This is a genomic window from Gordonia sp. N1V (genome assembly GCF_029269935.1).
In the GTDB taxonomy this organism is placed as follows: domain Bacteria; phylum Actinomycetota; class Actinomycetes; order Mycobacteriales; family Mycobacteriaceae; genus Gordonia; species Gordonia polyisoprenivorans.
In genome coordinates, this window is sequence record NZ_JARJDD010000011.1 from 120,162 (window position 1) to 145,724 (window position 25,563).

The window sequence follows — 25,563 nt, forward strand, 5'->3', positions numbered from 1 at the left end:
GGTCAGCGGGTGCCCAACTCGGTCAGCAGCCTGCGGACCTCATCGGGCTCTCGGGCTGCGGTCACACCCATCACGGCCCGGCCCAGACACATCGACCGCAGCATCGTCTCAGCACGATCGAGGTCGTCACCCCAGTTCAGGCTGGGTTTGGAGATCATCAGCGAGGCAATACCGTGGGCGGCCGACCACCATTCGAGCACGATGTCAGCAACCTCCTCGGCCTCGAACATCCCCGCCTCGGCGAGTTCGCTCACGGTGCGGGAGAACCGTACGACCGCCGACGTGGCGAGCACCTCGTCGACCCGTGTCGGGGTGTCGGCGGTGACGCGGGAAAACGCCTGCCGGTACAGCACCGGGGTCGACAGCGCGAACCGGATATAGGCCATCCCGAGGCTCAACGCCCGCTCCAGCGGGTCGGCCACACAGTGCTCGGCGTCGGCCAGTTTCTCGTCGAGTTGCTCGAAGTAGTGGGCGCACACGGCGTCGAGAAGTGCGTCCTTGTCGGCGAAGTGCAAATAGATCGATGGCGGCGTCACCCCGACGCGGGTGGCGACCGCACGGATCGACACCGCCGACGCATCTGCCTCGTCGAGGAGCAGGTCGGTGGCTGCGTCGATGATCTCGTCGGCGAGCAGTTCACCCGATCCGCGGGGGGATCTGGTCCGCCGCCTCTGGATGGTCACGTGTCTCCTGACGGTCTTGTGTGGGCTGGTGGTCGGTGGGGTCCTGTGCCGGTGTGCATTCGTCGGCGATCCGAGGATCGGGCGGTCCCGCCTCGGTGAGTCCGATGCGATCGTGCAGCGCCCGCAGCGGACGTGGTGCCCACCAGTTGGCGCGGCCGGCGATCCGCATGAACGCAGGTACCAGCAACATGCGAATGACGGTGGCATCCATCAGCACCGCCAGAGTCAGGCCTACGCCGAACATACGCATGAACGACACCTCTGACGCAGCGATTCCCGCGAACACGATGCTCATCAACAGGGCCGCGGCGGTGACGACGCGACCGGTGCGCGCCAGGCCGACGGCCACGGCGTGATCGTTGGCCGCCCGCGTGCGGTCCGAGGCCAGCCACTCCTCACGGACTCGGCCGAGCAGGAACACCTCGTAGTCCATCGACAGCCCGAAGGCGATACAAAACATCAGCACCGGCATGGTGGCCACCAGGAACCCCGTTGCGGTGGTTCCCAGTCCGCCCAGGTGGCCCTCCTGAAAGAACCACACCATCGCCCCGAACGTCGCCGACAGCGACAACACGTTTAGGACCAGCGCCTTCAGCGGCAGGACGACGCTGCCGGTGAACAGGAACAGCAGAACGAACGTGGCAAGGGCGATCACACCGAGCACCCACGGCAGATGCGCGTAGATGGAGTCGACGGTGTCGGTGTTGCTGGCTTGTAGCCCCGCGAACTGCGACGTCATGCCCTCCGGGACGGGCGCTGCACGCAGGGCTGCCAGCTCGTCGGCGCCGGCGTCGGTCAGGGGCTCGGCGCTGCCGCTGACCGACAGCAACGCGGTGGTGGTGCCGTCGGCCGCCGTGTGGAGGTCACCGGGCTGCGGTGGTGCCACTTGCCTGCCGTCGACGAAGGTGCCCGCAGCACCCGACACCGAACTGATCCCGTCGACCCGCGACAGGGTTTGCGCGTACTCGGTGCGTGCCCGGTCGGTGCCACCGGTGACAACGGCGGTCAGTGCACCCGAGAGGTTCTCGGCGAAATCGGTGCGCATCTCCTCCGACACCTGGTGCACGGTGGCCGTCTTCGGCAGGACCCGGTCGTCGGGGAAGCCGAAGGTGATCGATGCGAACGGCGCACCCAGGACCAACAGCACCAAGATCACGCCGGCACCCACCGGAACAGCTTGCCGCAGAACAGCACTGACGAATCGATACCACCGGCCCTGCTCGATCGGCACCGGTGCGGGCTCGCCCCGCCCGAGGAGTCGGCGCAGTGGTCGGCGGGCGTCGAGTGCGTCGATACGCGGACCGAGCAGCATGAGCAAGGCCGGGGTCAGCACCAGTGCGGCGAGTACGGCGACGACAACCACTCCGAGTCCCGCGTAGGCGAATGACCGCAAGAAGTACATCGGAAAGATCGCCAAGGCGCACAGCGACAGTGCCACCGTGACTCCGGAGAAGGTGACCGTGCGGCCCGCGGTCTGCATCATCACCGCGATCGCCGACCGCGTGTCCCGGCCGGCGGCGAGTTCTTCGCGATATCGGGTCACCAACAGCAGGGTGTAGTCGATCGCCAGCGCCAAACCCATTGCGGTGGTGAGATTCAGCGCGAAGATCGACACGTCGGTCATCGACCCGATGACGCGCAGCATCGCGAAGGTCGCGACGATCGCGACGACGCCGACGAGGATCGGCAGCAGCGCCGCCACCACTCCCCCGAACACGACGATGAGCACGAGGAAGCTGATCGGGATCGCGATGGCCTCGGCGACCGCGAGGTCGCGGGTGGTCTGCGCGTTGACATCGTGGAAGACCATCGCCTGCCCACCGGCCCGGATGGTGACGCCCTCGCGCGTGCCGCTGTAGCGCTGGGCGAGTTCCTCGGCGTAGCGCGGTGCGTCGTTCTCACCGCCGGCCAGAGTCGTGACGATCAGCGCCGACGACTTGTCCTTGCTCAGCAGCGCCGGAGCGAGGTCGGGATTGGTCCAGACCGACAGGATCGGTTGCTGCACGTGGCCGCTCGAGCCCAGTTCGGAGATGATCTGTTGGCCGGTCGTCTTCGCGGTCGGGTCGGTCGCCATGTCGACTCCCGGCGCGCCGTCGAGCTTGAGAACGAACTGCGGACCACCCCGATCGAAGGTCTTGTCGATGACCGAGGCCGCCTTCGCCGACTCGGAGTTCGGGTCCTCGTAGCCGCCGGCGAGCAGATGACCCGCCGCGGACGCGCCGTACAGCCCACACCCGACGAGCAGCACGAAGGCCACGGCGAGAACGGTTTTGGGGAATCCGCTCACGAACCTGGTCAAACGATCCAGCATGGCCACTCCAGCCGTGGAAGGTGAGTTATCCCCGTTAAGTTATCGGTAGTAAGTCAACGGGTCAAGGCCGCATCCACCGTATGACGACGATCTTTCGTCAGCACCGCCGCACAGATGCGATCCGCCGACGACGATCCGAGGCGGCCGTGGCATGCTGTTGGCGCGCCCCTATAGCCCAATTGGCAGAGGCAGCGGACTTAAAATCCGCCCAGTGTCGGTTCGAGTCCGACTGGGGGCACCACGGGGTGAGCCTTCTCCTCGGCCATGGGCGCCGGGCAAGCACTTCGCGCATGACACCCATGAAGCAGGCCACCCGATATCCGGGTTCCCGCCGCCACCGAGAAAACAGCCGAAACCGGATCCGCCGAAACGGCCATAACGCACTCCAGCAATATCCGCGAAAGCGACACACCCGTCGGGAGAATATCGGCCACCAAGAGGAATCAACGCGCTTGGCCGCCGCTACGTAGGGAAACAATATGGCGAATTCCGCAACAGGTTTACCGCCAGTGATCAATCGGCAAGAGCGACAAACCGATCCACAGCGATATCGCAGCAGAACTCGGGTCTGAGTTCTCCCGATATTCGGTACTGGTCTCAATAATTATGCGCTGGTGCGGCCCCTGGGTTGTGCGAGCGAAACGCCGGCAATCGATATCCCTCTCCACCAATAACGGAACACGCGGTTACCGGGAAACAACTGCCCCCGGTAACCGGTCGTTCACACCCGGTCACTCAGCTGCCGCAGACCTTCATCCCATAGGCCTTCGCCAGTTGGTTGGCCTTGTCGAGCGATGGGTTCTCGAACTGACCCGCCGGGCTGCTGGCGACGGTGGATAGGCCCTGGTCCAGGGCGTTCCAGATGTCGTTGACGGCGGCCTGGTCCTCGGGCGGCGGCGTCAGGGCGCGCAGCTTCTGGAGTTCGGTGCGATATGTGCTGAGAAAGAGATCCTTCTGCTGCTCGGCGCCCGACGGGCCGGCCGGAATACTCGACGCGCTCTGCGACGCCTGGGAATTATCTGCTGCGCAGATGGCGTCGGCGGCTTTGATGAAATCCGGTTTGGACAGGGCCACCGCAGCCATCGATGACGTCGCCGAACTGCTGTTGTCCGTCGACGACGAATCGGAACTCGTCCCGCATCCGGCAAATAGGACAGTGGCGGCCATCGTGGCGGTGGCAGCAATGAGAGTGGAGCGGCGCATCGATTTTCTCCTCGTCGTGAACGGACACGAAAGTGTCCGATGAACAAATACAGCACTCGTGTTGCCGCTGTCCACCGCTTCTGTATAAAGTCTGCTGACCCCGGATCGACGATCACCAAATCATCCACATCCGGGAATCCGACATCGACGGACGGCCATATCCACGACCGTGCTCCGACACGGCCATATTCAAGGACCGACTAATTCATGAACGTCATCAACCCGGTGCAGAAGAACACGAAGGCCACGGTCAGCTTGGTGCTGGGGATCGTCTCGATCTTCTGTCTCGGTCTGATCGCAGGTATTCCGGCGATCATCGTCGGTCGTCAGGCGCAGGCCGAATCCCCCGTCGGACACGGCAAGGCCCGGGCCGGGGTCGTGCTGGGCTGGATCTCCATCGTGCTGAGCATCATCGGGGTGATCATCGCCGTCACGAGCCACTGAGTCACCAAGCCCCGTGGTCACCACACCCCGGGCCGATCTCGCCGCGCACTGCGCGGCGGGATCGGCTTTCCGGTGGACGAATGCCACCACGGTGGTCAAGGTGGATAAGCCATCCGCACCAGCAGAGGAGACCCGATGACCACCGCCATCATGCCGAAATCACACGCCGCGGAATTGATCGTCGCCGAACGCATTCGACGGGGCCTGACCTGGGCCGACATCGCCGAGCACATCGACGCACCGCTGGTGTGGACGGTCGCGGCGCTACTGGGCCAACATCCGGTCCCCGCCGACAAGGCGATCACGCTGTGTGCCTTCTTGGGACTCGACGACAGGGTCGTGGAAAGTCTCGTGCGCCAACCGACCCGCACCGCCGACGACGCCGCCGCATCGGACCCGACGATCTACCGTTTCCACGAGGCGCTCGCCGTATACGGCCCGGCGCTCAAGGAACTGATCCACGAAGAGTTCGGCGACGGCATCATGAGCGCCATCAACTTCAGGGTCGACTTCGCGCGCAGATCCGATCCCGACGGCGACCGCGTCGTCGTCACCTTCGACGGGAAGTTTCTCGACTACCGCTGGTAGCCGTACTCCTGGGACCACTTGTCGCCGGTGCCGGCGTTCGGGTCACCGCCACCCCAGAATCGCCTACACCCGGGGGTGGCGTCAGCACCGCTACGGCTCAGTGGCCACGCCGGCGGATCGCGAAGCGACCACCAATCCCGTTCCGTCGCAGAATCGGACCCCCCGTCTGCACCGCGTACCCCACCATCGCGATCAGGGCCAGGGCACACAGGAACATCGGCGGTGGATGCGCCAACTCCCAGGCGAAGACGACAGCGAACAACGGTGCTCGTTGCGAGAAACCCAGAAACGCCGCCGCGGAGAGCAGGGAGACCCCGGCGGGATTGATGTCCCAGCCGGTCCAATGCTCGGCCAGGATCGCGACGGCCGCACCGAATGCGGCGCCGGTGGCCAGCGCCGGGGTGATCAGGCCGCCGACCGCACCGGCACGCAGATGAATGGCGGTGAGGACGGGTTTGAGCAGCGCCACGGCCACCACCGTGAGCAGAGGTCCACCGCCACCGAGTGATTCGGTGATGATGGACTTGCCGTTGCCGGGTAGTTCGGGAAACCACAGCGCGCTGATGCCGGTCAACGCACCGGCACCGGTCAGCGCAGGGATCAACCACCATCCCGAGACCGGTTGTCGCTGAACATGACTCATCAGCCGCGCGAACGCCGCACCCAGGACCATGCTCGCCGCCACGGCGGCCGGAGCCACCACCGCGACCGCCGCGGTGAGATCGGCGCCTGGCCAGACGAATGTCGGTCGATCGCCGACAACCGGCCACGCCGCGACGACGGCCACTACCGACGTCAACGTCGCGGTGAGCACCTCGCGAGGGCGCCACGAACGCAGCAGGAGCTGGACGGTGAACAATGCACCGGCCAACGGCACGTTGTACACCGCGCCGAGCCCGGCGCCGGCCGCCGACGCCAGCAACACCCGGATGTCCGATTCCGGCAACGGGATTCGGCGGAGTACGAGGTCTGCGGCGACGGCCGCGAACTCGCGGGCAGCTCCCTCTCGGCCCAGCGATGCCCCGGTCCCGACCAGCAGGATCTGCAGCGACGAGTCGGCCGCGCGAGGGGCTGTCGCCACCGGCTCCCCGCGCTCGATCGCGACGGTCAGTGGGATCAGTTGCCGACGACGTCGTAACCACCACCAGCCGGCACCGGCGAGTGCTCCCCCAACCACGGGTCCGGCCACGCGACGCCAGGCAGTCGCTGCGCTGATGCCGTCGAGCAGTGTGCCCGACCAGTATCCGAACGTCACATGCTGAATCGCCTTGAGCACCACGGCGGTGGCGCCACCGGCGAGACCGGCCAGCACACCCGCGGCGATCACGCCGAGCACGAACCAGCCGAACCTACGCATCACGCTGTCCATGATGCGGCAGTGTCACCCGGCGAGCCGGGATCGCGGTCGGCGAGGCACTCGCCAAGGGGTGTACTGACCCGCTGACCTGATGGCCAGTCGCGGAACAGGATTGTCGACCAATCATTGTGACCCCGGACACAAAGCGCCTACGTTGACGATCGGCATCGCCGATGAATGCCATTCTCTCCGCGAAGGACACCCCCATGACCGACGTTGCACTTGCCCCACCCGATGTGAACACCACCGCCGATACCGCACCGCCGGCGCCCGTGGGCAATCCGGCGACCATCGGCGTCCCGACCTTCATCGTCGGATCGGTGGCACTCGGGATGGTGCTGATCGGATTCGTCCCGGCGACCGCAGTCGGCGCGTCGATTCCAATCATCCTGGCCGCCAACGGAATCGGACAACTCGTCGCCGCCGTGTGGGCATTGTCGCTCGCGCAGAACGCGGTGGCCGCGGTCTTCGGCATCTTCGCCGGATTCTGGCTCAGCTACGCAGCACTCGTGCTCGGTCTCGCCCACAACTGGTACGGCGTCGGAGCCGACAACGCCGTGGCCACGCAGGAGGTGTTCCTCACCTCGTGGGTGGTGGTGATCGTGATGCTGACCTTGGCCACCTTGCGCCTTCCGTTCGCGTTCACCCTGCTCTTCGTCCTCATCGACGTCGCACTGATTCTGGTCCTGGTGGCCACCGCGCAGGGCAGTAGCACCATTCAGACGGCCGCAGGTTGGGTGGTGTTCGCCTTCGCCGCGGTCGGCGCCTATCTGTTCTTCGACGCGATGTCGAGTTCCACCGGCGGCTCGGCGCTGCCACTGGGACGTCCACTGCTGTCGTGAGCTCTGGTGTCGTGACCCCTGCTGTCGTCGTCTCCTGTGCGCACGACCTCCGGCGTCGACGTCAGCGTCGGCGCCGTGGGGGCACCGCGTAGCAGTGAGGCGACGGCCGCACAGATCGACAACCCGATCGAGGCGACGAAGACGATGACGAGTCCGTCGTGGAACGGTCCGGACAACAGATCAGGGAAGAACTCGTGACCGGTGAGTGCCTGCTGCTGGGCCGTACTCAGGTGACCGAGCACTCCGGTGCCGGCGAGGAGATGTTCAATCGGATTGACGCCCAACAGCGCCGAGAACAGCGAAGCCACCGGAGGCAGATTGGCGACCTCACCGGCGACCCCGGCGGGCACACCCTGCTGCTGCAATCCCGCTGACATGGTCTCGGGCAGATGCGCGGCGAGGCCCACGATCATCAACGAGAAGAAGACACCGATCGACAGTGCGGTCCCGGAGTTCTGGAAGGTGGCCCGCATCCCGGACGCCACCCCTCGATACCGGGCGGGAACGCTTCCCATGATCGAGGAGGTGTTGGGTGCGGCGAACATGCCGGTGCCGATTCCGTTCAGCGCGATCAACAACGCAAACGCCCAGTACGGGAACACGATCGGCAGGAACAACAGGCCGACGAAACTCGATCCGAAGAGCACCATGCCGACCGTGGCGAAGCCGCGGGCACCGAACCGATCCGAAAGCGCACCGGTCAGCGGGCCGGCGACGAAGAACCCGCATGTCAACGGCAGCATGAAGATTCCCGCCCACAGCGGGGTGTCGGCGAAATCGTAGCCGTGCAGCGGCAACCAGATGCCCTGCAGCCAGATGATCAACACGAACTGGAGTCCGCCCTGCGCCAGCGACGCACACAGTGCCGCCAGGTTTCCGGCGGTGAAAGCCCGAATCCGGAAGAGCGTCAGCTCGATCATCGGTTCGGCCACCCGACTCTCGATGAGACCGAAGGCGATCAACGACACCACGCCCCCGACCAGCAGCGCCACCACGACCGGATTCTCCCAGCCCATGGTGTGATCGCCGTAGGGCTGCAGTCCGATGGTGATGGCGATGAGTATCGCCGAGAGACCGAACGCGAACGACCCGTTGCCCCACCAATCGATCCGCCCCGGATGGCGTTCGCCGTTGTCGCGGAGTTTCCGGTAGGCCCACACCGTGAAGAAGACGCCGACCGGGACATTCACCCAGAACACCGCCCGCCAATCCCATGCGGCCAGCAGACCACCGAGGACCAGTCCGCTCAACTGTCCGGCGAGCGCGGCAACCTGATTGAGCCCCAACGCGAATCCCCGGCGATCCGAGGCGAACGCGTCGGTGAGGATGGCAGCCGAATTGCCGGTGAGCATCGATCCGCCGAGCGCCTGCAGCAACCGCCACGCGATCAGCCAGATCGCCGCGCCGGACGCGTGAAAAGGGTCGAACGACAACAGGATCGACGCGACGGTGAAGACCGCGAATCCCGCGTTGTAGATCCGCACACGACCGAACATGTCGCCGAGCCGGCCCAGCGTGGTGACGGCCACCGCCTGCACCAACCGATAACCCATGATCATCCAGAGCAGGAAACCGATGTTCTGTGACGCCAACGGGTCCAGTCCGATACCGCGGAAAATGGCGGGCAACGAGATGATGACGATCGACCCGTCGAGCGCCGACATGAACACCGCGGCAGTCGTGTTCGACAGTGCCACCCACCGATAGCCGGGGTCGTCGGTGACCGTTTTCTCGTCCGTCGGCGCGCTCACAGGGCCTCGGCCACCCGGTCGAGCAGGGGCAAAGCGGCAGCGACGACTCGGATCTCGTCGGCGTCGAGGACCGAGGTCATGGCGGTCGCGATGGCCTGGGTGCGATGGTTGCGCCGATCACCGAGCACCGCACGGCCTTTGGCGGTCAGTCGCAGCACCGCACGCCGACCGTCGGCGGGGTCGGGAGCCTTGGCGACGAGTCCCCCGGAGAGCAACGACGAGATCGTGACCCCCATCGACTGCGGCGTGATCTGTTCGCGGCGGGCGAGTTCGGCTGCGGTGCTCTCACCGTCGCGGTCCAGTCGTGCCAGCACCGTCGTCTCCGGGACACTCGGATCGTCGGGATTGCGATGTGCCCGGAGCCGTCGCAACAGCACGCCGAGCGTGAGCCTCAGTCCCGCCGCGACGTCGAGGATGTCGTCATCGGTCATGATCGACAGCCTAGGCTTATCAGTTTTGGTTGATCAAATGTCTCGTACCGCGCAAACGGGGTATTTCCGACAGCATCCGCGATCGGCGCGTCGAAACCTTCAGTGCACCTGCTCCAGGAGCCGCAGCCATACCTCACTGACCGTCGGATACGACGGCACCGCATGCCAGAGCTGTTGCAGCCGAACCCTTCCCACGACGGCCACGGTTGCCGAGTGCAGTAGTTCGGCGACCTCGGGACCGACGAAGGTGACCCCGACGAGCAGATCGCGGGACCGGTCGATCACCAGTTGCGCATGACCGCGGTAATTGTCGCGTTCGAGCGATGATCCGGCGACCGCGATGTCGAGCGCCGAGATCTGCACATCGATGCCCGCCTCGCGCGCGGCGCGTTCGGTGAGTCCGACGCTGCCGACCTGCGGGCGGGTGAAGACCACCTGGGGCACGGCCCCGTGATCGGCCGAGGCGCGGTAACGGGGGTCGACGAGATCGGTGCCGTCGGCACGGGCCGCGATCACCTCACCGGCCACCCTGGCCTGGTACTTGCCCATGTGGGTCAAGGGCGCACGTGAATTCACGTCGCCGACCGCATAGAGCCATGAGTGCTCGCCGACGGTGAGATGGTCGTCGACGTCGAGCGGTTGGTGCGGATCAATGCCGAGGACCTCGAGACCGAGGTCGGTGGTCGCGGGTGTGCGACCGGCGGCAACGATGATCTCGTCCACCTCGATCTCGTCGGTCACCGCGCCGTCGCGCCCGGCGATGCGCACCCGGACCGGCCCACCGTGGCGCCGACCGTATCCGGTGTCACGGGCGTCGTCCCTATCCACCTCGGCGAGCGTGGCGCGCAAGCGCACGTCGACGCCGCGCTCGGACAGTGCGTCAGCAACCCGTTGTCCGGCAAAGGGTTCGGCATTCGCCAGGAGGCGATCCCCCCGGACCAGCAGGGTGACCGCGGCGCCGAGATCGGTGAGCCAGGTCGCCGCCTCGCACGCCACCACGCCGCCGCCGAGGATCGCCACCCGGCGCGGTACGTCGAGCATGTTGGTGGCGTCGCGGGAAGTCCAGGGCAGCGCGGCGGCCAGGCCCGGGATCGGCGGGATGGTGGCGGTACTGCCGGTCGCCAGGACCACCGCCCGGCGTGCGCGCAACCGCCGGGTGCCCTCGGCGCCGCTCACCTCGACCTCCCGATCCCCGACCAGCCGCGCGTGTCCACGGATGACGTCGATGCCGGCCGACCGCGCCCACTGCACCTGAGAGGCGTCGTCGCGGTGGGAGGTGAAGTCGTCGCGCCAGGCGAACAGCGCGCCGCGGTCCGGGCTCATCGACGCCAGCGACGGACGAGCACCGGGAAGACCGGCAGCCCCGTCCAAGGCGGCACCCGCCCCGAGCAACGCCTTACTGGGCATACATGCCCAGTACGAGCACTCCCCGCCGACGAGTTCGTGGTCGATGATCGCGGCGGTGCGGTCGCTTCCGCGGATCGCGTAATCGGCCGCGTTTTCCCCGGCCGGTCCGCCGCCGATCACCAGGACGTCGTAGGTCGCTGTCGTGGACATCCCTCCACCGTAGGCGCGTCGGGATGCGGGATTCGACAACTCCGGCAATCCCGGCGACGCGCATCCCCGAACCCCTCGACGGGCTAGGGTGCTGAGGGGATTCGCGGGCATCACAGCCGATTCACCCACCGTTCGCGTGGGTCGGATACTGTCCGCGGGTCACAGCGGGGCGCACCCTGCCCCGTGGGGAGTTCGCGACGAGGAGATGTGAGTTCATCGATGTTTGCAGGACTGGGTCGACGTGAATTCCTGAGACGGGTCGCCGCGACCGGCGGCGGCGCACTGCTCACCTCGTGGGCCGCACCGATCATCGACAAGGCCTATGCATCGGCCGATCCCGGCGGGACCGGATCACTCGCCGACATCGAGCACATCGTGCTCTTCATGCAGGAGAACCGCTCGTTCGATCACTACTTCGGAACCTATTCCGGCGTACGGGGTTTCGGTGAAGCATCCCCGGCCTGGAAGCAGTACGGCTGGGCGCCGGGCAAAGGTCCGACGCCCAGCGGCTACACCATGCCGTTCCGGCTCGACACCACCGCGGGGGCCAACCTCGACGGCGAGTGCATCAACGACCCCGACCATTCGTGGGCCGGCCTGCACCAGGCCTGGAACGGCGGCCGCAACGACGGCTGGCTCCCGATGTCGATCAAGTCGGTCGGCCCCGACAACGCCCCGGCGTTGATGGGCTATTACGAGCGTGAGGACATCCCGGTCCACCGCTCGCTCGCCGAGGCCTTCACCCTGTGCGACGGCTACCACTGCTCGGTACTCGGACCCACCGACCCCAACCGCCTGTACTGGATGAGCGCAACCCTCGACCCGGAGGGCCGCCACGGTGGGCCGCTCCTCGAAACCCCCACGCTCATCCCCAAATTCGTCTATTCGTGGCGCACCATGCCGGAGAACCTCCAAGAGGCCGGGGTGAGCTGGAAGATCTACAACAACAAGGACTTCGGGCCGGTCTCGTCGGTGATCCTCGACGGCATGATGGGCTGCTTCAAGCAGGCCCAGGACCCGAATTCCGAACTCGCCAAGCGCGGTATCGCCCCCACCTACCCCAACGACTTCGCCGCAGACGTCAAGGCCAACCGCCTGCCGAAGGTCTCCTGGGTGATCCCACCGGCGATGGAATGCGAGCATCCGGCATTGCCCGCCGCCCTCGGCGCCGTCGGCATCGTGCAACTCCTCGACATCCTCACGTCCAATCCGGCGGTGTGGGAAAAGACCGCCCTGATCATCAGTTACGACGAGAACGGCGGCTTCTTCGATCACGTCACCCCGCCGACGGCACCTCCGGGTACCGCCGGCGAGTACGTGAGCGTCGGCGATCTCAACCGGTTCCCGGCAGCCAAGGGCATCCGCGGCCCCATCGGCCTCGGCTATCGCGTGCCCTGCTTCGTGATCTCGCCCTACAGCCGTGGCGGACTCGTGGCCTCGGAGACCTTCGACCACACCTCGCAGCTGAGGCTGATCGAGAAGCGGTTCGGCGTCGACGTGCCCAACCTGACGGCGTGGCGCCGTGCGACCGTCGGCGACATGACCTCGGCCTTTGACTTCGGCAGTCGGCCGAATTCCGCGCGGCCGCACTTCGGCGACCCCAATCCCGACGCCCAGAACGCACTGCTGCAATGCGGTCCCAACATCGCGGCGGGTACCGCCGGGCACGGCCGGCCCTACCCGGTCCCGCCGAATTCGATGCCGCGCCAACAACCGGGAACCCGACAGGCACCGACCGGGTGACCGGCGCCGCGGGACGACCGTGATGTACTCGGATCATGATCGGTACGCGTGATCCGGGCCGCTTTCCGCAGGTACTTGCGATGAGCAACGGCGCCGTCGCCGGACTCACCATCGGCATCTCGGTGTATGCCGCGGCGATCCTCATCGCCGTCGGCCTCGGCATCAGCGCCGCACGTCAGGGCCGTCGCCGCACGGCCATCGCGTGTGCGGTCGTCGTCGGCGTCCTCACCGTCGCCGGGGTGATCGTCGCCGTCGCGAGCAGCGTCGCCTGAGACGCGTGTGACCATGGTGACTCGCGCCACGATTCGCCCATTCTCGCCGCAACCGTGTAGCGTTACTCAACGAATGACTCGCACAGCGCGGAGTCAGACGTCGTAGAACGACTGTTTTCGGCGGTCCCACCCCGGGCCCACTGGCCTGCCGGTCGGACAGAACCGCCTCGATCACTCCACTTCATACGGCGAACGAATGCGCGGACCCGCGCGTTCGCCATCCATCTCGCGGATGTGGGTGATCCCTGCGCCGTGAGACTGCCCGAAAGGCACCACACGTATGACGACATTCGCATCCCTCGGTGTACCCACCGCACTCGTCGAGGTACTCGCCGCCGACGGCAAGACCGAGGCGTTTCCCATCCAGGCCGACACCCTGACCGACACCCTCGACGGTGCCGACGTCCTCGGCCGTGGCCGTACCGGCTCCGGCAAGACCCTGGCCTTCTCCATCCCGCTGGTCGCCGGACTGGCCGAGATGGAGGTCACCCGCACCCCGGGTGCACCGACCGGACTGGTCCTGGCCCCCACCCGTGAGCTGGCCACCCAGATCGCGACGGCCATCGAACCCCTCGCAGCTGCGCTGAGCCTGCGCGTCACCACGATCTTCGGCGGCGTCAGCCAGAAGCGTCAGGAAGACGCGATGCGCCGCGGCGCCGACATCGTCGTCGCCTGCCCCGGCCGCCTGGAAGACCTTGTGCAGCAACGCATCGTGCGTCTGGACAACGTCGAGATCACCGTGCTCGACGAGGCCGATCACATGGCCGACCTCGGCTTCCTGCCCGCCGTCACCCGCATCCTCGCGGCCACCCCCGCCGACGGACAGCGGATGCTGTTCTCGGCCACCCTCGACAACGGCGTCGACAAACTCGTCAAGCGATTCCTGAACAAGCCGGTGATGCACTCGGTCGACGACTCCTCCTCGCCCGTCGAGCAGATGACCCACCACGTCTTCGAGGTGGCGGGCGCCGGCGACAAGACCGCATTGATCAACACCCTCGCTTCCGGCACCGGCCGACGAATCCTGTTCACCCGCACCAAGCACCAGGCCAAGAAGCTCGCGAAGAAGCTGACCGCCGACGGCATTCCCGCGGTTGATCTGCACGGCAACCTGTCGCAGGCACAGCGCGACCGCAGTCTGGCCGCCTTCGGCAACGGCTCGGTCCGGGTGCTCGTCGCCACCGACGTCGCCGCACGCGGTGTGCACGTCGACGGCATCGAGCTGGTCGTGCACGTCGATCCGCCGGCCGAGCACAAGGCCTACCTGCACCGCTCGGGTCGCACCGCGCGTGCCGGCAACGCCGGTGACGTCGTCACCGTGTGCCTGCCCGAGCAGCGCCGGGACCTGCGTTCGCTGCTGCACAAGGCGAAGATCCAGGTGACCCCGCAGCGTGTGGACGCCGGCTCCGACGCCGTCGTCACCCTCGTCGGGGAACGGGCCGCCCATGTCACGCCCGCCCCCGAGCAGCCCGCGCCGCAGCGGCAGGCGCGCGGACCGCGTCGATCCGGCGGCCAGTCCGGCGGACGCAACCGCGGTGGCGCCCGCGCCGGGAGTCGCGACGGTGGCGGCCACAGCGGCGGCCGCGCGCGCAGCGAGCGGTCCGGCGGCCAGAGCTCACGGTCACGCTCGGGCAACGGTCACCGGTCGGCGACCGGCCACCCGGAGTCGAGCACCCCTCGCACCGGAACCGCCGCGCGGTCCGGTGGGGCCCGCAGCCGCGACGGACAGAGCAATGCACGGCGCGGCAACGGCCGCAACGGCAACGGCCAGGTCGCACGTCGACACACCTCGTCGTCGGCTCGCTGATCACACTCGCGTGACCCGCGTCACCTGCGGGTCGCGGTGAGACAAGCCCCTCATAATTGCACGGGTCTGCAACATTGCAGGCCCGTGCAATTTCCGTACGGTGGGAGTCATGCGTTCCTCCGGCCTGCGTGAGTCCAAGAAGGCGGCCACCCGCCTCGCCCTCGCAGAGGCCGTCCTGACCCTGGCCACCCGCGACGGCATCGACGCGGTGACCATCGACGCCGTCGCCGCCGAGGTCGGGGTGTCGGTGCGTACCTTCCACAATTACTTCACCAGCAAAGAGGACGCCCTCATCGCCTTTGTCGGCGTTCTCCTCGACCGCATCGACGACGGCGTCCGCGCCCGCCCGGAGGGCGAATCACTCTGGGATTCCCTGCGATTCGCAATGACCGAGATCGCCACCGACTCCGACACCGACCCGGAGGCGCTGGTCACCCTGCTGCGCCTGTTCGACACCGAACCCGCCCTGACCGCGCACTCCCGCAGCATCGACCTCGGCGCGTCGATCGACACCCGACTGTCGGCGATGATGGCCGCCCGCGGTGCCGACCCCGAGACCCTGCACTCCCATCTTGCGTTCACCACCGCACTGTGTGCGGCGCGGACCGCGCTCGAATTCTGGTCGGCGCACCGCGACACGGTGCACCACTCCGCCCGCGAGATGCTCGACGCCGCTTTCGATCAGCTGGGAGCCGGCATGGCACAACAACTTCCGATCACATCCCCGAGCTTGTCCAACAACTGAGGAGTTTTGTTCCGTGGCAACATTCCTGTCCCGGGTGGGCCGCTGGGCCTACACCAACCGGTTCAAGACGATCGCAGTGTGGATCTTGGTGCTGATCGCACTCGGTGTCGGCGCCGCCTTCCTGTCCAAACCCACCACCGAGAGTTTCTCGATCCCGGGCATTCCGTCCGAGCGGGCGCAGAACCTCATGGTCGAACGCTTTCCGGACAAGCCGAAATTCGGTGACGACGTCAGCGTGACCTACGTGGTGGCCACACCCAAGGGCGCATCGCTCACCGACCCGCGTTACGCCGACGCGGTGCAGCGCATGCTCGACGAGCTCAAGACCGTCGAGAAGGTGAAGAACCCCGACAAGCTCATCAATCCGCTGCAGGTCTACGGCACCCAGGCCAACCCCGGGCCCATCCGTCAGCAGCTGATCGCCTTCCAGGAGAAGACATTCGGCGCCACCCCCGAGGCCGCTGCGGCCACCGTGCAGGCCGGAGCGCCGGTCAACGCCGACGCCACCGCCGTGCAGTTCGGGGCGGGGTTCGATGTCTCGGCCGCCGCGGATGTCACCTCGTCGATGCACGACGCGATGGACAAGGTCGCCCAGACCGGCCGCGACGCCGGCCTGACCGTCGAGATGAAGGGCACCGCCACAAGCGGATTCAAGCTCAGTGAAACCTCGGAGATCATCGGTATCGGGATCGGCGCGATCATCCTGATCCTGACCTTCGCCTCCCTGGTCGCCTGGGGTATGCCGATTCTGACCGCGATCATCGGTGTCGCCGTGGGCATGCTCGGTGTATCCATCGCCACCGGCTTCTTTGACCTGAGCCAGGAAACCCCGGTGCTCGCGACGATGATCGGCCTGGCCGTCGGAATCGACTACGCGCTGTTCATCGTCTCGCGCTACCGACACGAGATACACAAGTCGGCGAGCCGCGCCGAGGCCGCCGGACGCGCAGTGGGCACCGCGGGCTCGGCAGTGGTGTTCGCCGGGTCGACGGTGGTGATCGCGCTCGCCGCGCTCGCCGTGGTCAACATCCCGTTCCTGACCGCGATGGGCATCGCCGCCGCGGGCACCGTCATCGTGGCCGTCCTGGTGGCGTTGACGTTGCTGCCCGCGATCCTGGGGCTGTTCGGCAGCAAGGCCTTTGCCGGCCGCCTACGCTTCCTCAACGCCCCCGACGTCACCGGCGATGAGTCGGTGCGCGTGCACAACGGGCAGCGCTACGTGCGGCGGGTGGTGGAGCATCCGCGCGTGATCACCGGTGTCATCGTCGTGCTGCTGATCCTGCTGGCCTTGCCGCTGGTGGGACTCAAACTGGCGTTGCCCAACGACGGCACCTCGGACCCCTCGACCACCCAGCGACAGGCCTACGACCTCGTCGCCGACGAATACGGACCCGGCTACAACGGACCGCTCGTCCTCGTGGTCGACGGACGCGGGGTCACCGGTGAACCCGAACGCGTGCAGGCCTTCGATCGCCTCGTCGATCAGGTGCGCTCCACCAACGGTGTGGCACACGCATGGATCGCCGCCGACGGCATCAACAAGGCCGGGGACACCGTCGAGATCTCCGTGATCCCCTCCAGCGCAGCCGATTCGGACCAGACGCACGATCTGGTGACCACCCTTCGTGACATGGAGTCCGGCGTCGAGAAACGTACCGGACTGACCTACGGGGTGACCGGCCAGACGGCGATCGAACTCGACGTCTCCGACCGGTTGTCGAGTTCACTGATCCCCTACGTGCTGATCGTGGTCGGTCTGGCCTTCCTGATCCTGATCGTGGTGTTCCGCTCGATCCTGGTGCCGCTGGTCGCCGCACTCGGGTTCCTGCTGTCGGTCGCGGCCACCTTCGGTGTCACCGTCGCACTGTTCACCGACGGTTGGGGCGGCATCGTCAACAACCCACAGCCGCTGGTGAGCTTCTTACCGATCATGTTGGTGGGCATCGTCTTCGGGCTGGCGATGGACTATCAGGTGTTCCTCGTGACGCGCATGCGTGAGGCCTACGTACACGGCGCCGACGCGAAACAGGCGGTCGTCGTCGGCTATCGGCACAGCGCACGCGTGGTGGCCGCGGCCGCCGCCATCATGATCTCGGTGTTCGCCGCATTCATGTTGCAGGACATGCAGTTCATCAAGGTGATGGGCTTCGCACTCGCCATCGCCGTGGTCTTCGACGCGTTCATCATCCGCATGACGCTGATGCCCGCCGTACTCACGCTGCTCGGCGACAAGGCGTGGTGGCTGCCGCGCTGGCTCGACCGCATCCTGCCCAACATCGACATCGAGGGCGAGCAACTCGGTGCCGGTACGGCACCCGATGACGAGCCCGAACGCGAACCCGTCAGCACCTCACGCTGAATCCTCCGCCGACGGCAACCCGCCGAGCACCGCGGCGTCGGCGCCACGCGAGATCAACTCCGCTCGCGTGGCGTCGAGCCATTGCCGGGCCCACCCTCGGTCGACCGATCCGAGTGCGTCGTACTGTTCCTGCCATGCCGCACGCCGGAAGTCCGGCGTACCCGGCTCGTGGAGCCGGTGGGCCCGCATCTCGGCGATCTGCTCGGCGACGATCCGCACGAACTCCTCACGATCGGTGGCCACCCGATCGGAAATGACCTGTCCCCGTTCCCGGCTCATCAGATGCCAGGAGCCGTCCGGCGCCTGCCAGCAGGACGGGAAGCCATCGTCGCGCACGAATCCGAGTTCCGGCACATCACCGGGCCGGGCGTCCATCCGGCGCGCGAGGTCCTCGATGCGTGCGCGCGTCTCGTCGTCGAGCAGGTTCGGCGGTCGGGTCACCGCTACTGCGGTCCCGGAAAGGTCTGTTGCAGGTAGCCCGCGCATCGCAGCCAGAAGACGTTCACCGTCGCTCCGCACTCCTCGTCCTTCGGTGTGACCACCAGCAGGTCGGCCACCACCTCGTATTGCAGGCCGAGGCTGGGCTGCTCGAATACCGGGGCGATCTTGCCGCTGTAGACCTTCATGGGCTTGAGCACCGTGTAGTCGTGGTAGTTGCACGATTCGGGGTAGTCGCCAACCAGGTTCACCGGGGGCAGGCCACGCTTGGCGTAAGGTGTCCCCTCGGGCGCCAAGAAGTTGCCGTACTCGCTGCCATAGCGGTCGATTCGCGTTCCGGGCGACAGGGTGAACTCACTCTTGATCGGATTGCCGTTGCCGTCGAGCACGTAGCCCTGCTTGTCGGGCCAGTTCCAGGTGTTCTTTTCGACATTCCACCACTTCTCCAGGAAAGATGTGGCGTTGAGCTTTCCGAATCGGTGGTAACCGACCAATTGCGGACCCACCGGAGCCTTGTTCGACAGCGTTTCGGGTCCGAGTCGCTTGTCTCCGTTGAACAGTTCTTTCGAGCAGCCGTGCGTGATTCCCGGAATATCCCAGCCGGATGACCCGAGATCAACCGAACCCGGTGCGGCCGAGGCAATCCCGCCGCCCGAGAGAATGATCGAGACAGAAACGCACAGAATCAACAGAACTCTGCGACGAACCATGGCCACGCCTTTCTACAAAGGTGCTCGTCACCATGGCGAGCTGCACAGATCTTAACCGCACCTCACTATTTGTACAGCCGGATCTCAGAGAAGCGCAGTCCTAATCGACCGCCATCTCCCCCAGTTCCGACCAGTCGTCCTGATCGACGGTGGTGTTGATGATCTTCGGGGTCTCGGCAAGATAGGCCGGCAGCTCGGCGGTGGCCTTCGCGAAGTGATCGCTGTTGACGTGGGCTCCCGCGGCGTCGTCGTCGAAGGCCTCGATGAGGACGTAGGCGTTCGGGTCGTCGATGCTGCGCGACCACTCGAACCAGCGATTGCCCGGTTCGGAGCGCGTGGCCTCGGTGAATTCCTTGCTCAGCGACGGCCAGGAGTCGGCGTATTCGGGCTTGATCTTCCAGGTGGCGACGATGTGGATCATGAGGGTCAGCCTAGGGCGCCAACCGGCCGTTCGGTGCGTCGATCCGTCTCGTTCTGAGACAGTTCACCTGCGCTTACCGACCGCTAGCTCGGGCGCCGTCCGGGAGGGATACTGTGGGGTGGAACACACACGGGCATCAGCCCCGAGACGGAGGACACATGCGCGAGATCACCAAGTTCTACATCGATGGCCAGTGGGTCGAGCCGACCGAGCTGAATCTCATCGACGTGATCAACCCGGCCACCGAGAAGTCGGCGGGTCAGGTCGCACTCGGCACGGCCGCCGACGTCGATGCCGCCGTCGCTGCGGCGAAGCGGGCCTTCACCACCTGGGGCGTCACCTCCGTCGAGGAGCGCACCGCCGTACTCAACGCCATCGTCGCCGAGTATCAGAAGCGCATGGACGATCTGGCCGCGGCGGTCACCGAGGAGATGGGTGCTCCGGCCGGGTTGTCGAAGGCTGCTCAGGTACCGATCGGGCTGGGTCACCTCATGACCGCCGCGGCGACCCTGCCCACCTATTCGTTCGGTGAGGACCGCGGCAGCCACCGCATCGTCAAGGAACCGGTCGGCGTGTGCGGATTCATCACTCCGTGGAACTGGCCGCTCAACCAGGTGATGTGCAAGCTGGCCCCGGCCCTGGCCACCGGCTGCACCGTCGTGCTCAAGCCGTCGGAGATCGCGCCGTTCAGCGCGGCCATCGTGGCCGAGATCATGGACGCCGCAGGCGTTCCCGCCGGTGTGTTCAATCTCGTCAACGGTGACGGGCCGGGGGTCGGTGTCGCATTGTCGTCGCACCCCGACGTCGACATGATCTCCTTCACCGGTTCCACCCGGGCGGGCATCGAGGTCGCCAAGAACGCGGCCCCGTCGGTCAAGCGCGTGGCGCAGGAACTCGGCGGCAAGAGCCCCAACATCATCCTCGACGACGAGGACTTCGCGAAGAACGTCGCCGGCGGCATCGCGACGATGATGCTCAACTCGGGACAGTCCTGTAATGCGCCGAGCCGCATGCTCGTTCCCAACTCGCGGCTCGACGAGGTCGCCGAGATCGCCAAGGCCACCGGTGCCGACCTGACCGTCGGTGATCCCAACAGCAGCGTCCGGCTGGGCCCGGTGGTCTCCGAGGCCCAGTTCGACAAGATCCAGGGTCTCATCGAGCGCGCGATCGACGAGGGCGCCAACGCCGTCATCGGCGGGGCGGGTCGACCGGACGATCTGGAGACGGGCTTCTATGTCAAGCCGACCGTGTTCACCAACGTCACCAACGACATGGAGATCGCCCGCACCGAGGTCTTCGGACCGGTGCTGGTGGTGATCGGTTACGACTCGATCGACGAGGCCATCAAGATCGCCAACGACACCGAGTACGGCCTCGCCGGCTACGTGTCCGGCAAGGACCTCGACGAGGTGCGTCGTATCGGCGGGGCGATCCGAGCCGGATCGATCTCGCTCAACGGCGCGCAGGTCGACCCGGCCGCCCCGTTCGGCGGCTACAAGAAGAGCGGCAACGGCCGCGAGTGGGGCGGCGACTACGGCTTCGAGGACTTCCTCGAGGTCAAGTCGCTGCTGGGCTACAGCGCCTGACCCATCGGGCACAGCGTCGCATGGCGGCGCCTCGGGTACCGCCGACAGCGCTCGCCATCTCGGGGGGGCGCCGTCGGCGGACAACTGCGGCCCGTAACGACCCATCCGCACCGCGGCGGGCGGCGAACAACGGGTGACCGACCCCATCCCAGGAGGCCCCATGACCGTCGCCGCGTCGCTGGCACGAGTGATCGAAGACCGGATCGGCGGCGACCTGCCGGTTCATCTGACCGCGTGGGACGGCAGCACAGCCGGCCCCGACGACGCGCCCCACGTCGTCCTCTACAGCCGGGATGCGTTGCGGCGCATGCTGTGGCATCCGGGTGAACTCGGTGCGGCGCAGGCCTATGTGACCGGTGAACTCGACGTCTCGGGCGACCTCGACGAGGCGCTGACCCACGTGTGGGCGGCGGTCACCGAGCGCGGTCTGGGACCGATCCGTCCGACGCCCCGTCTGCTGTTCGACCTGGCCCGGCTCGCCATCGAATATCGGCTTCTCGGCCTGCCGTTGGCCCCGCCGGCGACGCAGGCGCGGGTGCGCGGGCGACTGCATTCGCGAGCCCGGGACCGGGCCGCGATCAGCCACCACTACGACTTGTCGAACGCCTTCTACGCCCTACTCCTCGACGAGCACATGGCATATTCGAGCGCGTTGTGGACCTCCGACGATCCCGGCTACTCGCTGGCCGATGCACAAGCCGACAAGCTGGATCGGGTGTGCCGCAATGTCGGGCTTGACCAGCTGGGGCCGGGGGCCCGCCTCCTCGACATCGGATGCGGGTGGGGTTCGCTGTCGCTGTATGCAGCCCAGCACTACGGCGCTCGCGTCGTCGGCGTGACGATCGCCGCCGAGCAGAAACAGTTCATCGACGCCCGGATCGCCGAACGCGGCCTCGGCGATCTGGTGGAGATCCGTGTCCAGGACTACCGCGAGATCCCCGACACCGGCTTCGATGCCGTCGCCTCCATCGAGATGGGTGAACATGTGGGGCAACGCAACTACCCCACATACGCGAAGGTGTTGCACGACAAGGTGGTTCCCGGCGGCGGCGTGTGCATCCAGCAGATGTCGCGGCGCGCCGGACACCATCCGGGCGGCGGTCCGTTCATCGAGTCCTTCATCGCCCCCGACATGTACATGCGTCCGGTCTCGCAGACGGTCGGCATGCTCGCCGACGCCGGGCTGCACGTCACCGACATCCGGCACATGGGCCAGGACTACGTGCGCACCGTCGACGCGTGGTACGAGACGTTCGAGAAGAACCAGGCCGCCGTCATCGACCTCGTCGGCGAAGAGATGGCGCGGGTGTGGCGGCTCTACCTCGTCGGCGGTCGAATGGCCTTCCGCGACGGCCGCATGGATGTCGAGCAAATCACGATGCGCCGACCCGCTGGGCCAGCCAGCGCGTGAGAGTGCCGATTACCTCGTCCTTTTCGGGCTCGTTGAAGATCTCGTGACGCAACCCGTCCCAGATGATCAACGTCTTGTCGGTCGACGACGCCAACTCGTCGACGAGCCGGCTGCCGTCGGGGTTGGTGAGCGTGTCCTCGCTGCCGTGCATCACCAGCACCGGCATCCGCAGCGAGGGCAGCCGCGCGGGAAACGACTGCATGGTCGAGACCATCTCGGCTCCGAGACGGGCGGGAATCTTGCCGCGGTGCACCAGTGGGTCGGACTCGTAGTCGGCGACCACCGCCGGATCGCGGCTGATGCTGCCCGAGTCCAGGGCCAGGGTCGGCAAGGTGGGGGCGATCTTGCCCACCAGCTTGGACACCGCGATCAGCGGACCGGGCAGATCGTCGCCCGGCATGATCGCCGCCCCGGACAACACCAGTCCGGCAAGGGCTTCGGGGTGATCGAGCGCGTAGTCCAAGGCGATGCACCCGCCCATGCTGTGGCCGATCAAGAAGGTCGGCACGCCGTCGATCCCCGTCTCGGAGATCACCCGGGCGAGGTCGTCGGTGTACTGGCTGAACCGGGTGATGCGCATCCGCGCCCCACCGGATCGCCCGTGACCGAGGTGATCGGGAACGGCGACGAGATACCCGGCCCCGGTGAGTGCATCGATAACGTGCCGGTAGCGCCGGCCGTGCTCACCCATCCCGTGTGCGATGACGACCACGGCACGCGGCTCACCGACATCCGGCCGGTACAGGTCGTAGACGATCGTCTCGCCGTGCGCCCCGCGGAACTGCCGTTCTTCGACTGCCGACATGGTCACCCCAACCCGATCCGCGACATCACACTGCGTCCGGCCGATTCGATCGCGCCGAGCGGCTTCAGCGCCGTCTCACCCACCGCGACAAGCACTTCCACCCTGCCGACGACCTTCTCCAGACGGGCGACGACGTCGGCCATCCGATCTACGGTCGCATCGACCATGTTCAGGGTCGTACTCAGCTGACCCAGGGTGGAGTTGAGCGATTCGATCGTGCCGTCCAGGTCGGACAGTGTGCGGTCGAAGCCGTCGAGCGCCGAGCCCAGGTCGGTCAGGATCGTGTCGACCTGCTCGACGGTCACATCCGCATTGAGTGCGGCCTGCGCAAGCTTCCGGATTCGCTGACGCTCACCGGGACGCGCCCCCACCCCATGCACACCTTTGTCTGCCATGGCGTCATTATCGCTGTTCGCGCGAGGTACAGGGGGCAAATGCGGGCACCCGCGGCTCAGATGTGCACTGCCGCGAGTCGCTGGGCGCGTTCTGCCAACTCTCGTCGGAGCGCAATCGGCTCGATCACCGACAGCTCGATGTCGAACGACAGCCACCACAGGATCCGTGTCGCGCGCGCCCCGTCGCCGAAGCGCAGCGTCACGCGCACCCCGCCGGCCGTTTCGGTCGCGTCGGAGCCAGGTTCAACGGACAGGACGGATCCCGGTCCGCGCGTCAGGGCCTCCACCGATTCCGGTGAGCACGCGACCGTCACGTCGAGCGGCGTAAAGCCGGAGCGGAACGCATCCCTACGGCGTTCCCACACCTGCTCGAGATCGACGGAGTCCGCACGGTCGGCGGGCTCGTCGAGAAGGCGCACGTCTGACATCCTCGAGATCCGGTACATACGTTCGTCTCCTCGGGAATTCGCGACCAGATACCAGGTATCACCGGCGACGATCAGCCCGATCGGATCGAGAACGCGTTCGGCGGGGTCGGCTCCGGGCCGCTGGTAGATCACGGTAATCCGCCGGCCTTCGACGACGGCCTGTTGTACCGGCGGTAGCGCGACGAGGTCGTCTGCCGCTTTCACGAATCCGTCCGGGCGCACCAGGATTCGGCGGGCCGCGTCGGCCACCTGGCCGCGGTGCGTATCCGGTAGGGACGCCTCGAGTTTGCGTTTGGCGCGCGCCGCCGCCGGCGAGTCGATTCGCCCTCCGCCGGAGAGCAGGGCGATCGATTCGTGCAGCGTCAGTCCCGAGAGGTCCGTCCGATATCCCGGGACCAACGCGAATCCGCCATGGCGGCCCCGTTCGGAGTAGACCGGCACGCCGGACAACGACAGCGCCTCGATGTCGCGGAGCACCGTACGTTCGGAGACCTCCAGTTCCGTCGCCAGCTCGGCAGCGGTCATCCGGCCCCGTGACCGCAACAGCATCAGGACCGACAACAACCGCTCGGCGCGCATGCGAGAAGTCTGTCAGAAAATCACGACAGTAGATGTCAGGTTTCGCGGGTTCACTGGTCCTCACCAGCCCGAAGAACCCGAAAGGACCTCCGTCATGACCAACACCCAGCCCGCAGATCCCCGCCCCTTCTACACCGCGGCCACCCAATGGGTCGGCGACCTGCTCGCCCACGTTCGCGATGATCAGCTCGACTCCCCCACACCGTGTGCGGACTTCGACGTCCGCATGCTCGCCCGACACCTCAACGGCACCGCCCACCGGGCGGTCGCGCTCGCCGCCGGCGACGACGTTCTCGCCATTCCCAGCATCGACGAGCATCACGATGCCGCCACCTACACCAACGCCACCGACCAGGCCGTGGCGCTCTGGTCCGACGACGCGAAACTCTCTGCACCGGTACGTGTTCCGTGGGGAGAAGTTCCGGGAGCCGGAGCACTGTGGGGCTACGTCAACGAAACCCTGGTCCACGGTTGGGACCTCGCCGTGGCCACCGGCCAGAACGCCGAGACCGAGCCGGCACTTGCCGAGACCACACTCGCGGTCGCACGACAATTCATCCCGGCCGAGATCCGCGCCGACGACGAGGTGCCGTTCGACGCCGTCGTCGAACCCCGCCCCGAGGCCGGCGCCACCGAACGGTTGGCGAACTGGTCGGGCCGTGAGTCCGCGCCGTGGACGCGTGCCTGACGATCACGC

General features: G+C 66.7%; 24 protein-coding genes and 1 tRNA gene. 12 read left to right on the forward strand and 13 right to left on the reverse strand.

The genetic code is table 11. The features are described from left to right. Positions 1-2: 2 nt before the first annotated feature. Positions 3-683: a TetR/AcrR family transcriptional regulator gene (locus P3L18_RS15795; RefSeq protein WP_276114589.1), complete on the reverse strand. Its 681-nt coding sequence runs from the start codon at positions 681-683 to the stop codon at positions 3-5. Beyond that, a complete protein-coding gene (locus tag P3L18_RS15800) occupies positions 637-2,994 on the reverse strand; it encodes an MMPL family transporter (protein ID WP_276114590.1) in 2,358 nt (785 codons plus the stop codon). The genes P3L18_RS15795 and P3L18_RS15800 overlap by 47 nt, the downstream gene beginning before the upstream one ends. A 164-nt stretch (positions 2,995-3,158) precedes the next feature. Between P3L18_RS15800 and P3L18_RS15805 the strand changes: the two genes are divergently transcribed. Further along, a tRNA-Leu gene (locus P3L18_RS15805) sits at positions 3,159-3,235 on the forward strand. A gap of 494 nt (positions 3,236-3,729) precedes the next feature. Here P3L18_RS15805 and P3L18_RS15810 read toward each other — a convergent pair. Continuing rightward, positions 3,730-4,272 carry a hypothetical protein gene (locus tag P3L18_RS15810; RefSeq protein ID WP_276114591.1) on the reverse strand — a complete coding sequence of 181 codons (543 nt, stop codon included), beginning with the start codon at positions 4,270-4,272 and terminating at the stop codon, positions 3,730-3,732. Between the two features lie 132 nt (positions 4,273-4,404). Here P3L18_RS15810 and P3L18_RS15815 point away from each other — a divergent pair, with 132 nt between their 5' ends. Both P3L18_RS15815 and cynS read left to right on the forward strand, forming a co-directional pair. Continuing rightward, positions 4,405-4,641, forward strand: a complete 237-nt coding sequence (locus P3L18_RS15815; protein WP_079930387.1) for a DUF4190 domain-containing protein — start codon at positions 4,405-4,407, stop codon at positions 4,639-4,641. 135 nt (positions 4,642-4,776) lie between these two features. After that, positions 4,777-5,229 carry a cyanase gene (cynS, locus tag P3L18_RS15820; protein ID WP_006372329.1) on the forward strand — a complete coding sequence of 151 codons (453 nt, stop codon included), beginning with the start codon at positions 4,777-4,779 and terminating at the stop codon, positions 5,227-5,229. A 97-nt stretch (positions 5,230-5,326) separates the two neighbouring features. On the opposite strand, the gene P3L18_RS15825 is transcribed toward cynS, so the two are convergent. Beyond that, on the reverse strand, positions 5,327-6,598 hold the full coding sequence (locus P3L18_RS15825) for a chloride channel protein (protein WP_276114592.1): 1,272 nt from the start codon (positions 6,596-6,598) through the stop codon (positions 5,327-5,329). 194 nt (positions 6,599-6,792) lie between these two features. On the opposite strand from P3L18_RS15825, the gene P3L18_RS15830 reads away from it, so the two are divergent. Then, positions 6,793-7,428, forward strand: a complete 636-nt coding sequence (locus P3L18_RS15830) for a GPR1/FUN34/YaaH family transporter (RefSeq protein ID WP_276114593.1) — start codon at positions 6,793-6,795, stop codon at positions 7,426-7,428. Here the strand turns inward: P3L18_RS15830 and P3L18_RS15835 are convergent. The 3 genes from P3L18_RS15835 to P3L18_RS15845 all read right to left on the reverse strand — a co-directional run bounded on the left by P3L18_RS15835 (position 7,353) and on the right by P3L18_RS15845 (position 11,167). Continuing rightward, complete coding sequence (locus P3L18_RS15835) at positions 7,353-9,179, reverse strand: MFS transporter (RefSeq protein ID WP_020171800.1); 1,827 nt, start codon at positions 9,177-9,179, stop codon at positions 7,353-7,355. The two genes, P3L18_RS15830 and P3L18_RS15835, sit on opposite strands and share 76 nt — an antisense overlap. Further along, entirely contained in the window at positions 9,176-9,610 is a 435-nt protein-coding gene (locus tag P3L18_RS15840; protein ID WP_006373008.1) for a MarR family winged helix-turn-helix transcriptional regulator, read from the reverse strand. Before P3L18_RS15840 ends, P3L18_RS15835 begins: the two co-directional genes overlap by 4 nt. Before the next feature lie 99 nt (positions 9,611-9,709). Next, a complete protein-coding gene (locus P3L18_RS15845; protein WP_006373009.1) occupies positions 9,710-11,167 on the reverse strand; it encodes an NAD(P)/FAD-dependent oxidoreductase in 1,458 nt (485 codons plus the stop codon). A gap of 207 nt (positions 11,168-11,374) precedes the next feature. On the opposite strand from P3L18_RS15845, the gene P3L18_RS15850 reads away from it, so the two are divergent. The 5 genes from P3L18_RS15850 (at position 11,375) to P3L18_RS15870 (ending at position 18,093) form a co-directional block, all read left to right on the forward strand. After that, on the forward strand, positions 11,375-12,910 hold the full coding sequence (locus tag P3L18_RS15850; RefSeq protein WP_276114594.1) for a phospholipase C: 1,536 nt from the start codon (positions 11,375-11,377) through the stop codon (positions 12,908-12,910). Positions 12,911-12,945: 35 nt separating this feature from the next. After that, positions 12,946-13,182, forward strand: a complete 237-nt coding sequence (locus tag P3L18_RS15855; protein WP_276114595.1) for a hypothetical protein — start codon at positions 12,946-12,948, stop codon at positions 13,180-13,182. Between the two features lie 280 nt (positions 13,183-13,462). Then, a complete protein-coding gene (locus tag P3L18_RS15860; RefSeq protein WP_276114596.1) occupies positions 13,463-14,989 on the forward strand; it encodes a DEAD/DEAH box helicase in 1,527 nt (508 codons plus the stop codon). Between the two features lie 109 nt (positions 14,990-15,098). Beyond that, entirely contained in the window at positions 15,099-15,734 is a 636-nt protein-coding gene (locus tag P3L18_RS15865; protein WP_276114597.1) for a TetR/AcrR family transcriptional regulator, read from the forward strand. A gap of 13 nt (positions 15,735-15,747) precedes the next feature. Beyond that, positions 15,748-18,093, forward strand: a complete 2,346-nt coding sequence (locus tag P3L18_RS15870) for an MMPL family transporter (protein ID WP_079929153.1) — start codon at positions 15,748-15,750, stop codon at positions 18,091-18,093. On the opposite strand, the gene P3L18_RS15875 is transcribed toward P3L18_RS15870, so the two are convergent. From P3L18_RS15875 to P3L18_RS15885, 3 genes are all read right to left on the reverse strand, one after another. Then, positions 18,085-18,534: an Imm63 family immunity protein gene (locus P3L18_RS15875; protein WP_014359387.1), complete on the reverse strand. Its 450-nt coding sequence runs from the start codon at positions 18,532-18,534 to the stop codon at positions 18,085-18,087. The two genes, P3L18_RS15870 and P3L18_RS15875, sit on opposite strands and share 9 nt — an antisense overlap. A 2-nt stretch (positions 18,535-18,536) precedes the next feature. Continuing rightward, a complete protein-coding gene (locus P3L18_RS15880; RefSeq protein ID WP_020171805.1) occupies positions 18,537-19,241 on the reverse strand; it encodes a TNT domain-containing protein in 705 nt (234 codons plus the stop codon). Between the two features lie 100 nt (positions 19,242-19,341). Then, positions 19,342-19,662, reverse strand: coding sequence for a putative quinol monooxygenase (locus P3L18_RS15885; protein ID WP_014359385.1), 321 nt, complete (start codon positions 19,660-19,662; stop codon positions 19,342-19,344). 158 nt (positions 19,663-19,820) lie between these two features. Between P3L18_RS15885 and P3L18_RS15890 the strand changes: the two genes are divergently transcribed. Continuing rightward, positions 19,821-21,248: an aldehyde dehydrogenase family protein gene (locus P3L18_RS15890; RefSeq protein WP_276114598.1), complete on the forward strand. Its 1,428-nt coding sequence runs from the start codon at positions 19,821-19,823 to the stop codon at positions 21,246-21,248. Between the two features lie 160 nt (positions 21,249-21,408). Beyond that, complete coding sequence (locus tag P3L18_RS15895; protein ID WP_276114600.1) at positions 21,409-22,659, forward strand: cyclopropane-fatty-acyl-phospholipid synthase family protein; 1,251 nt, start codon at positions 21,409-21,411, stop codon at positions 22,657-22,659. Here the strand turns inward: P3L18_RS15895 and P3L18_RS15900 are convergent. Genes P3L18_RS15900 through P3L18_RS15910 form a run of 3 tightly spaced genes read right to left on the reverse strand, consistent with a single transcriptional unit; the run spans position 22,622 to position 24,866 of the window. Beyond that, positions 22,622-23,464 (reverse strand): alpha/beta hydrolase, encoded by an 843-nt coding sequence (locus P3L18_RS15900; protein WP_276114601.1) that lies wholly within the window; start codon positions 23,462-23,464, stop codon positions 22,622-22,624. The two genes, P3L18_RS15895 and P3L18_RS15900, sit on opposite strands and share 38 nt — an antisense overlap. Before the next feature lie 2 nt (positions 23,465-23,466). Then, positions 23,467-23,859 carry a hypothetical protein gene (locus P3L18_RS15905; protein WP_006373021.1) on the reverse strand — a complete coding sequence of 131 codons (393 nt, stop codon included), beginning with the start codon at positions 23,857-23,859 and terminating at the stop codon, positions 23,467-23,469. 56 nt (positions 23,860-23,915) lie between these two features. Beyond that, entirely contained in the window at positions 23,916-24,866 is a 951-nt protein-coding gene (locus P3L18_RS15910; protein WP_276114602.1) for a YafY family protein, read from the reverse strand. A 94-nt stretch (positions 24,867-24,960) separates the two neighbouring features. Here P3L18_RS15910 and P3L18_RS15915 point away from each other — a divergent pair, with 94 nt between their 5' ends. Then, positions 24,961-25,554 carry a TIGR03086 family metal-binding protein gene (locus P3L18_RS15915; protein ID WP_276114603.1) on the forward strand — a complete coding sequence of 198 codons (594 nt, stop codon included), beginning with the start codon at positions 24,961-24,963 and terminating at the stop codon, positions 25,552-25,554. The last annotated feature ends 9 nt before the right edge of the window (positions 25,555-25,563 follow it).

What these genes read in the sequence shown, in the direction of transcription:
- P3L18_RS15815 (WP_079930387.1), top strand. Translation starts at nt 4,405, where the DNA reads ATGAACGTCATCAACCCGGTGCAGAAGAACACGAAGGCCACGGTCAGC.
- P3L18_RS15800 (WP_276114590.1), bottom strand. Translation starts at nt 2,994, where the DNA reads ATGCTGGATCGTTTGACCAGGTTCGTGAGCGGATTCCCCAAAACCGTT.
- P3L18_RS15825 (WP_276114592.1), bottom strand. Translation starts at nt 6,598, where the DNA reads ATGGACAGCGTGATGCGTAGGTTCGGCTGGTTCGTGCTCGGCGTGATC.
- P3L18_RS15880 (WP_020171805.1), bottom strand. Translation starts at nt 19,241, where the DNA reads ATGGTTCGTCGCAGAGTTCTGTTGATTCTGTGCGTTTCTGTCTCGATC.
- P3L18_RS15840 (WP_006373008.1), bottom strand. Translation starts at nt 9,610, where the DNA reads ATGACCGATGACGACATCCTCGACGTCGCGGCGGGACTGAGGCTCACG.
- P3L18_RS15900 (WP_276114601.1), bottom strand. Translation starts at nt 23,464, where the DNA reads ATGTCGGCAGTCGAAGAACGGCAGTTCCGCGGGGCGCACGGCGAGACG.
- P3L18_RS15860 (WP_276114596.1), top strand. Translation starts at nt 13,463, where the DNA reads ATGACGACATTCGCATCCCTCGGTGTACCCACCGCACTCGTCGAGGTA.
- P3L18_RS15905 (WP_006373021.1), bottom strand. Translation starts at nt 23,859, where the DNA reads ATGGCAGACAAAGGTGTGCATGGGGTGGGGGCGCGTCCCGGTGAGCGT.
- P3L18_RS15855 (WP_276114595.1), top strand. Translation starts at nt 12,946, where the DNA reads ATGATCGGTACGCGTGATCCGGGCCGCTTTCCGCAGGTACTTGCGATG.
- cynS (WP_006372329.1), top strand. Translation starts at nt 4,777, where the DNA reads ATGACCACCGCCATCATGCCGAAATCACACGCCGCGGAATTGATCGTC.
- P3L18_RS15895 (WP_276114600.1), top strand. Translation starts at nt 21,409, where the DNA reads ATGACCGTCGCCGCGTCGCTGGCACGAGTGATCGAAGACCGGATCGGC.
- P3L18_RS15830 (WP_276114593.1), top strand. Translation starts at nt 6,793, where the DNA reads ATGACCGACGTTGCACTTGCCCCACCCGATGTGAACACCACCGCCGAT.
- P3L18_RS15885 (WP_014359385.1), bottom strand. Translation starts at nt 19,662, where the DNA reads ATGATCCACATCGTCGCCACCTGGAAGATCAAGCCCGAATACGCCGAC.
- P3L18_RS15910 (WP_276114602.1), bottom strand. Translation starts at nt 24,866, where the DNA reads ATGCGCGCCGAGCGGTTGTTGTCGGTCCTGATGCTGTTGCGGTCACGG.
- P3L18_RS15915 (WP_276114603.1), top strand. Translation starts at nt 24,961, where the DNA reads ATGACCAACACCCAGCCCGCAGATCCCCGCCCCTTCTACACCGCGGCC.
- P3L18_RS15865 (WP_276114597.1), top strand. Translation starts at nt 15,099, where the DNA reads ATGCGTTCCTCCGGCCTGCGTGAGTCCAAGAAGGCGGCCACCCGCCTC.
- P3L18_RS15845 (WP_006373009.1), bottom strand. Translation starts at nt 11,167, where the DNA reads ATGTCCACGACAGCGACCTACGACGTCCTGGTGATCGGCGGCGGACCG.
- P3L18_RS15890 (WP_276114598.1), top strand. Translation starts at nt 19,821, where the DNA reads ATGCGCGAGATCACCAAGTTCTACATCGATGGCCAGTGGGTCGAGCCG.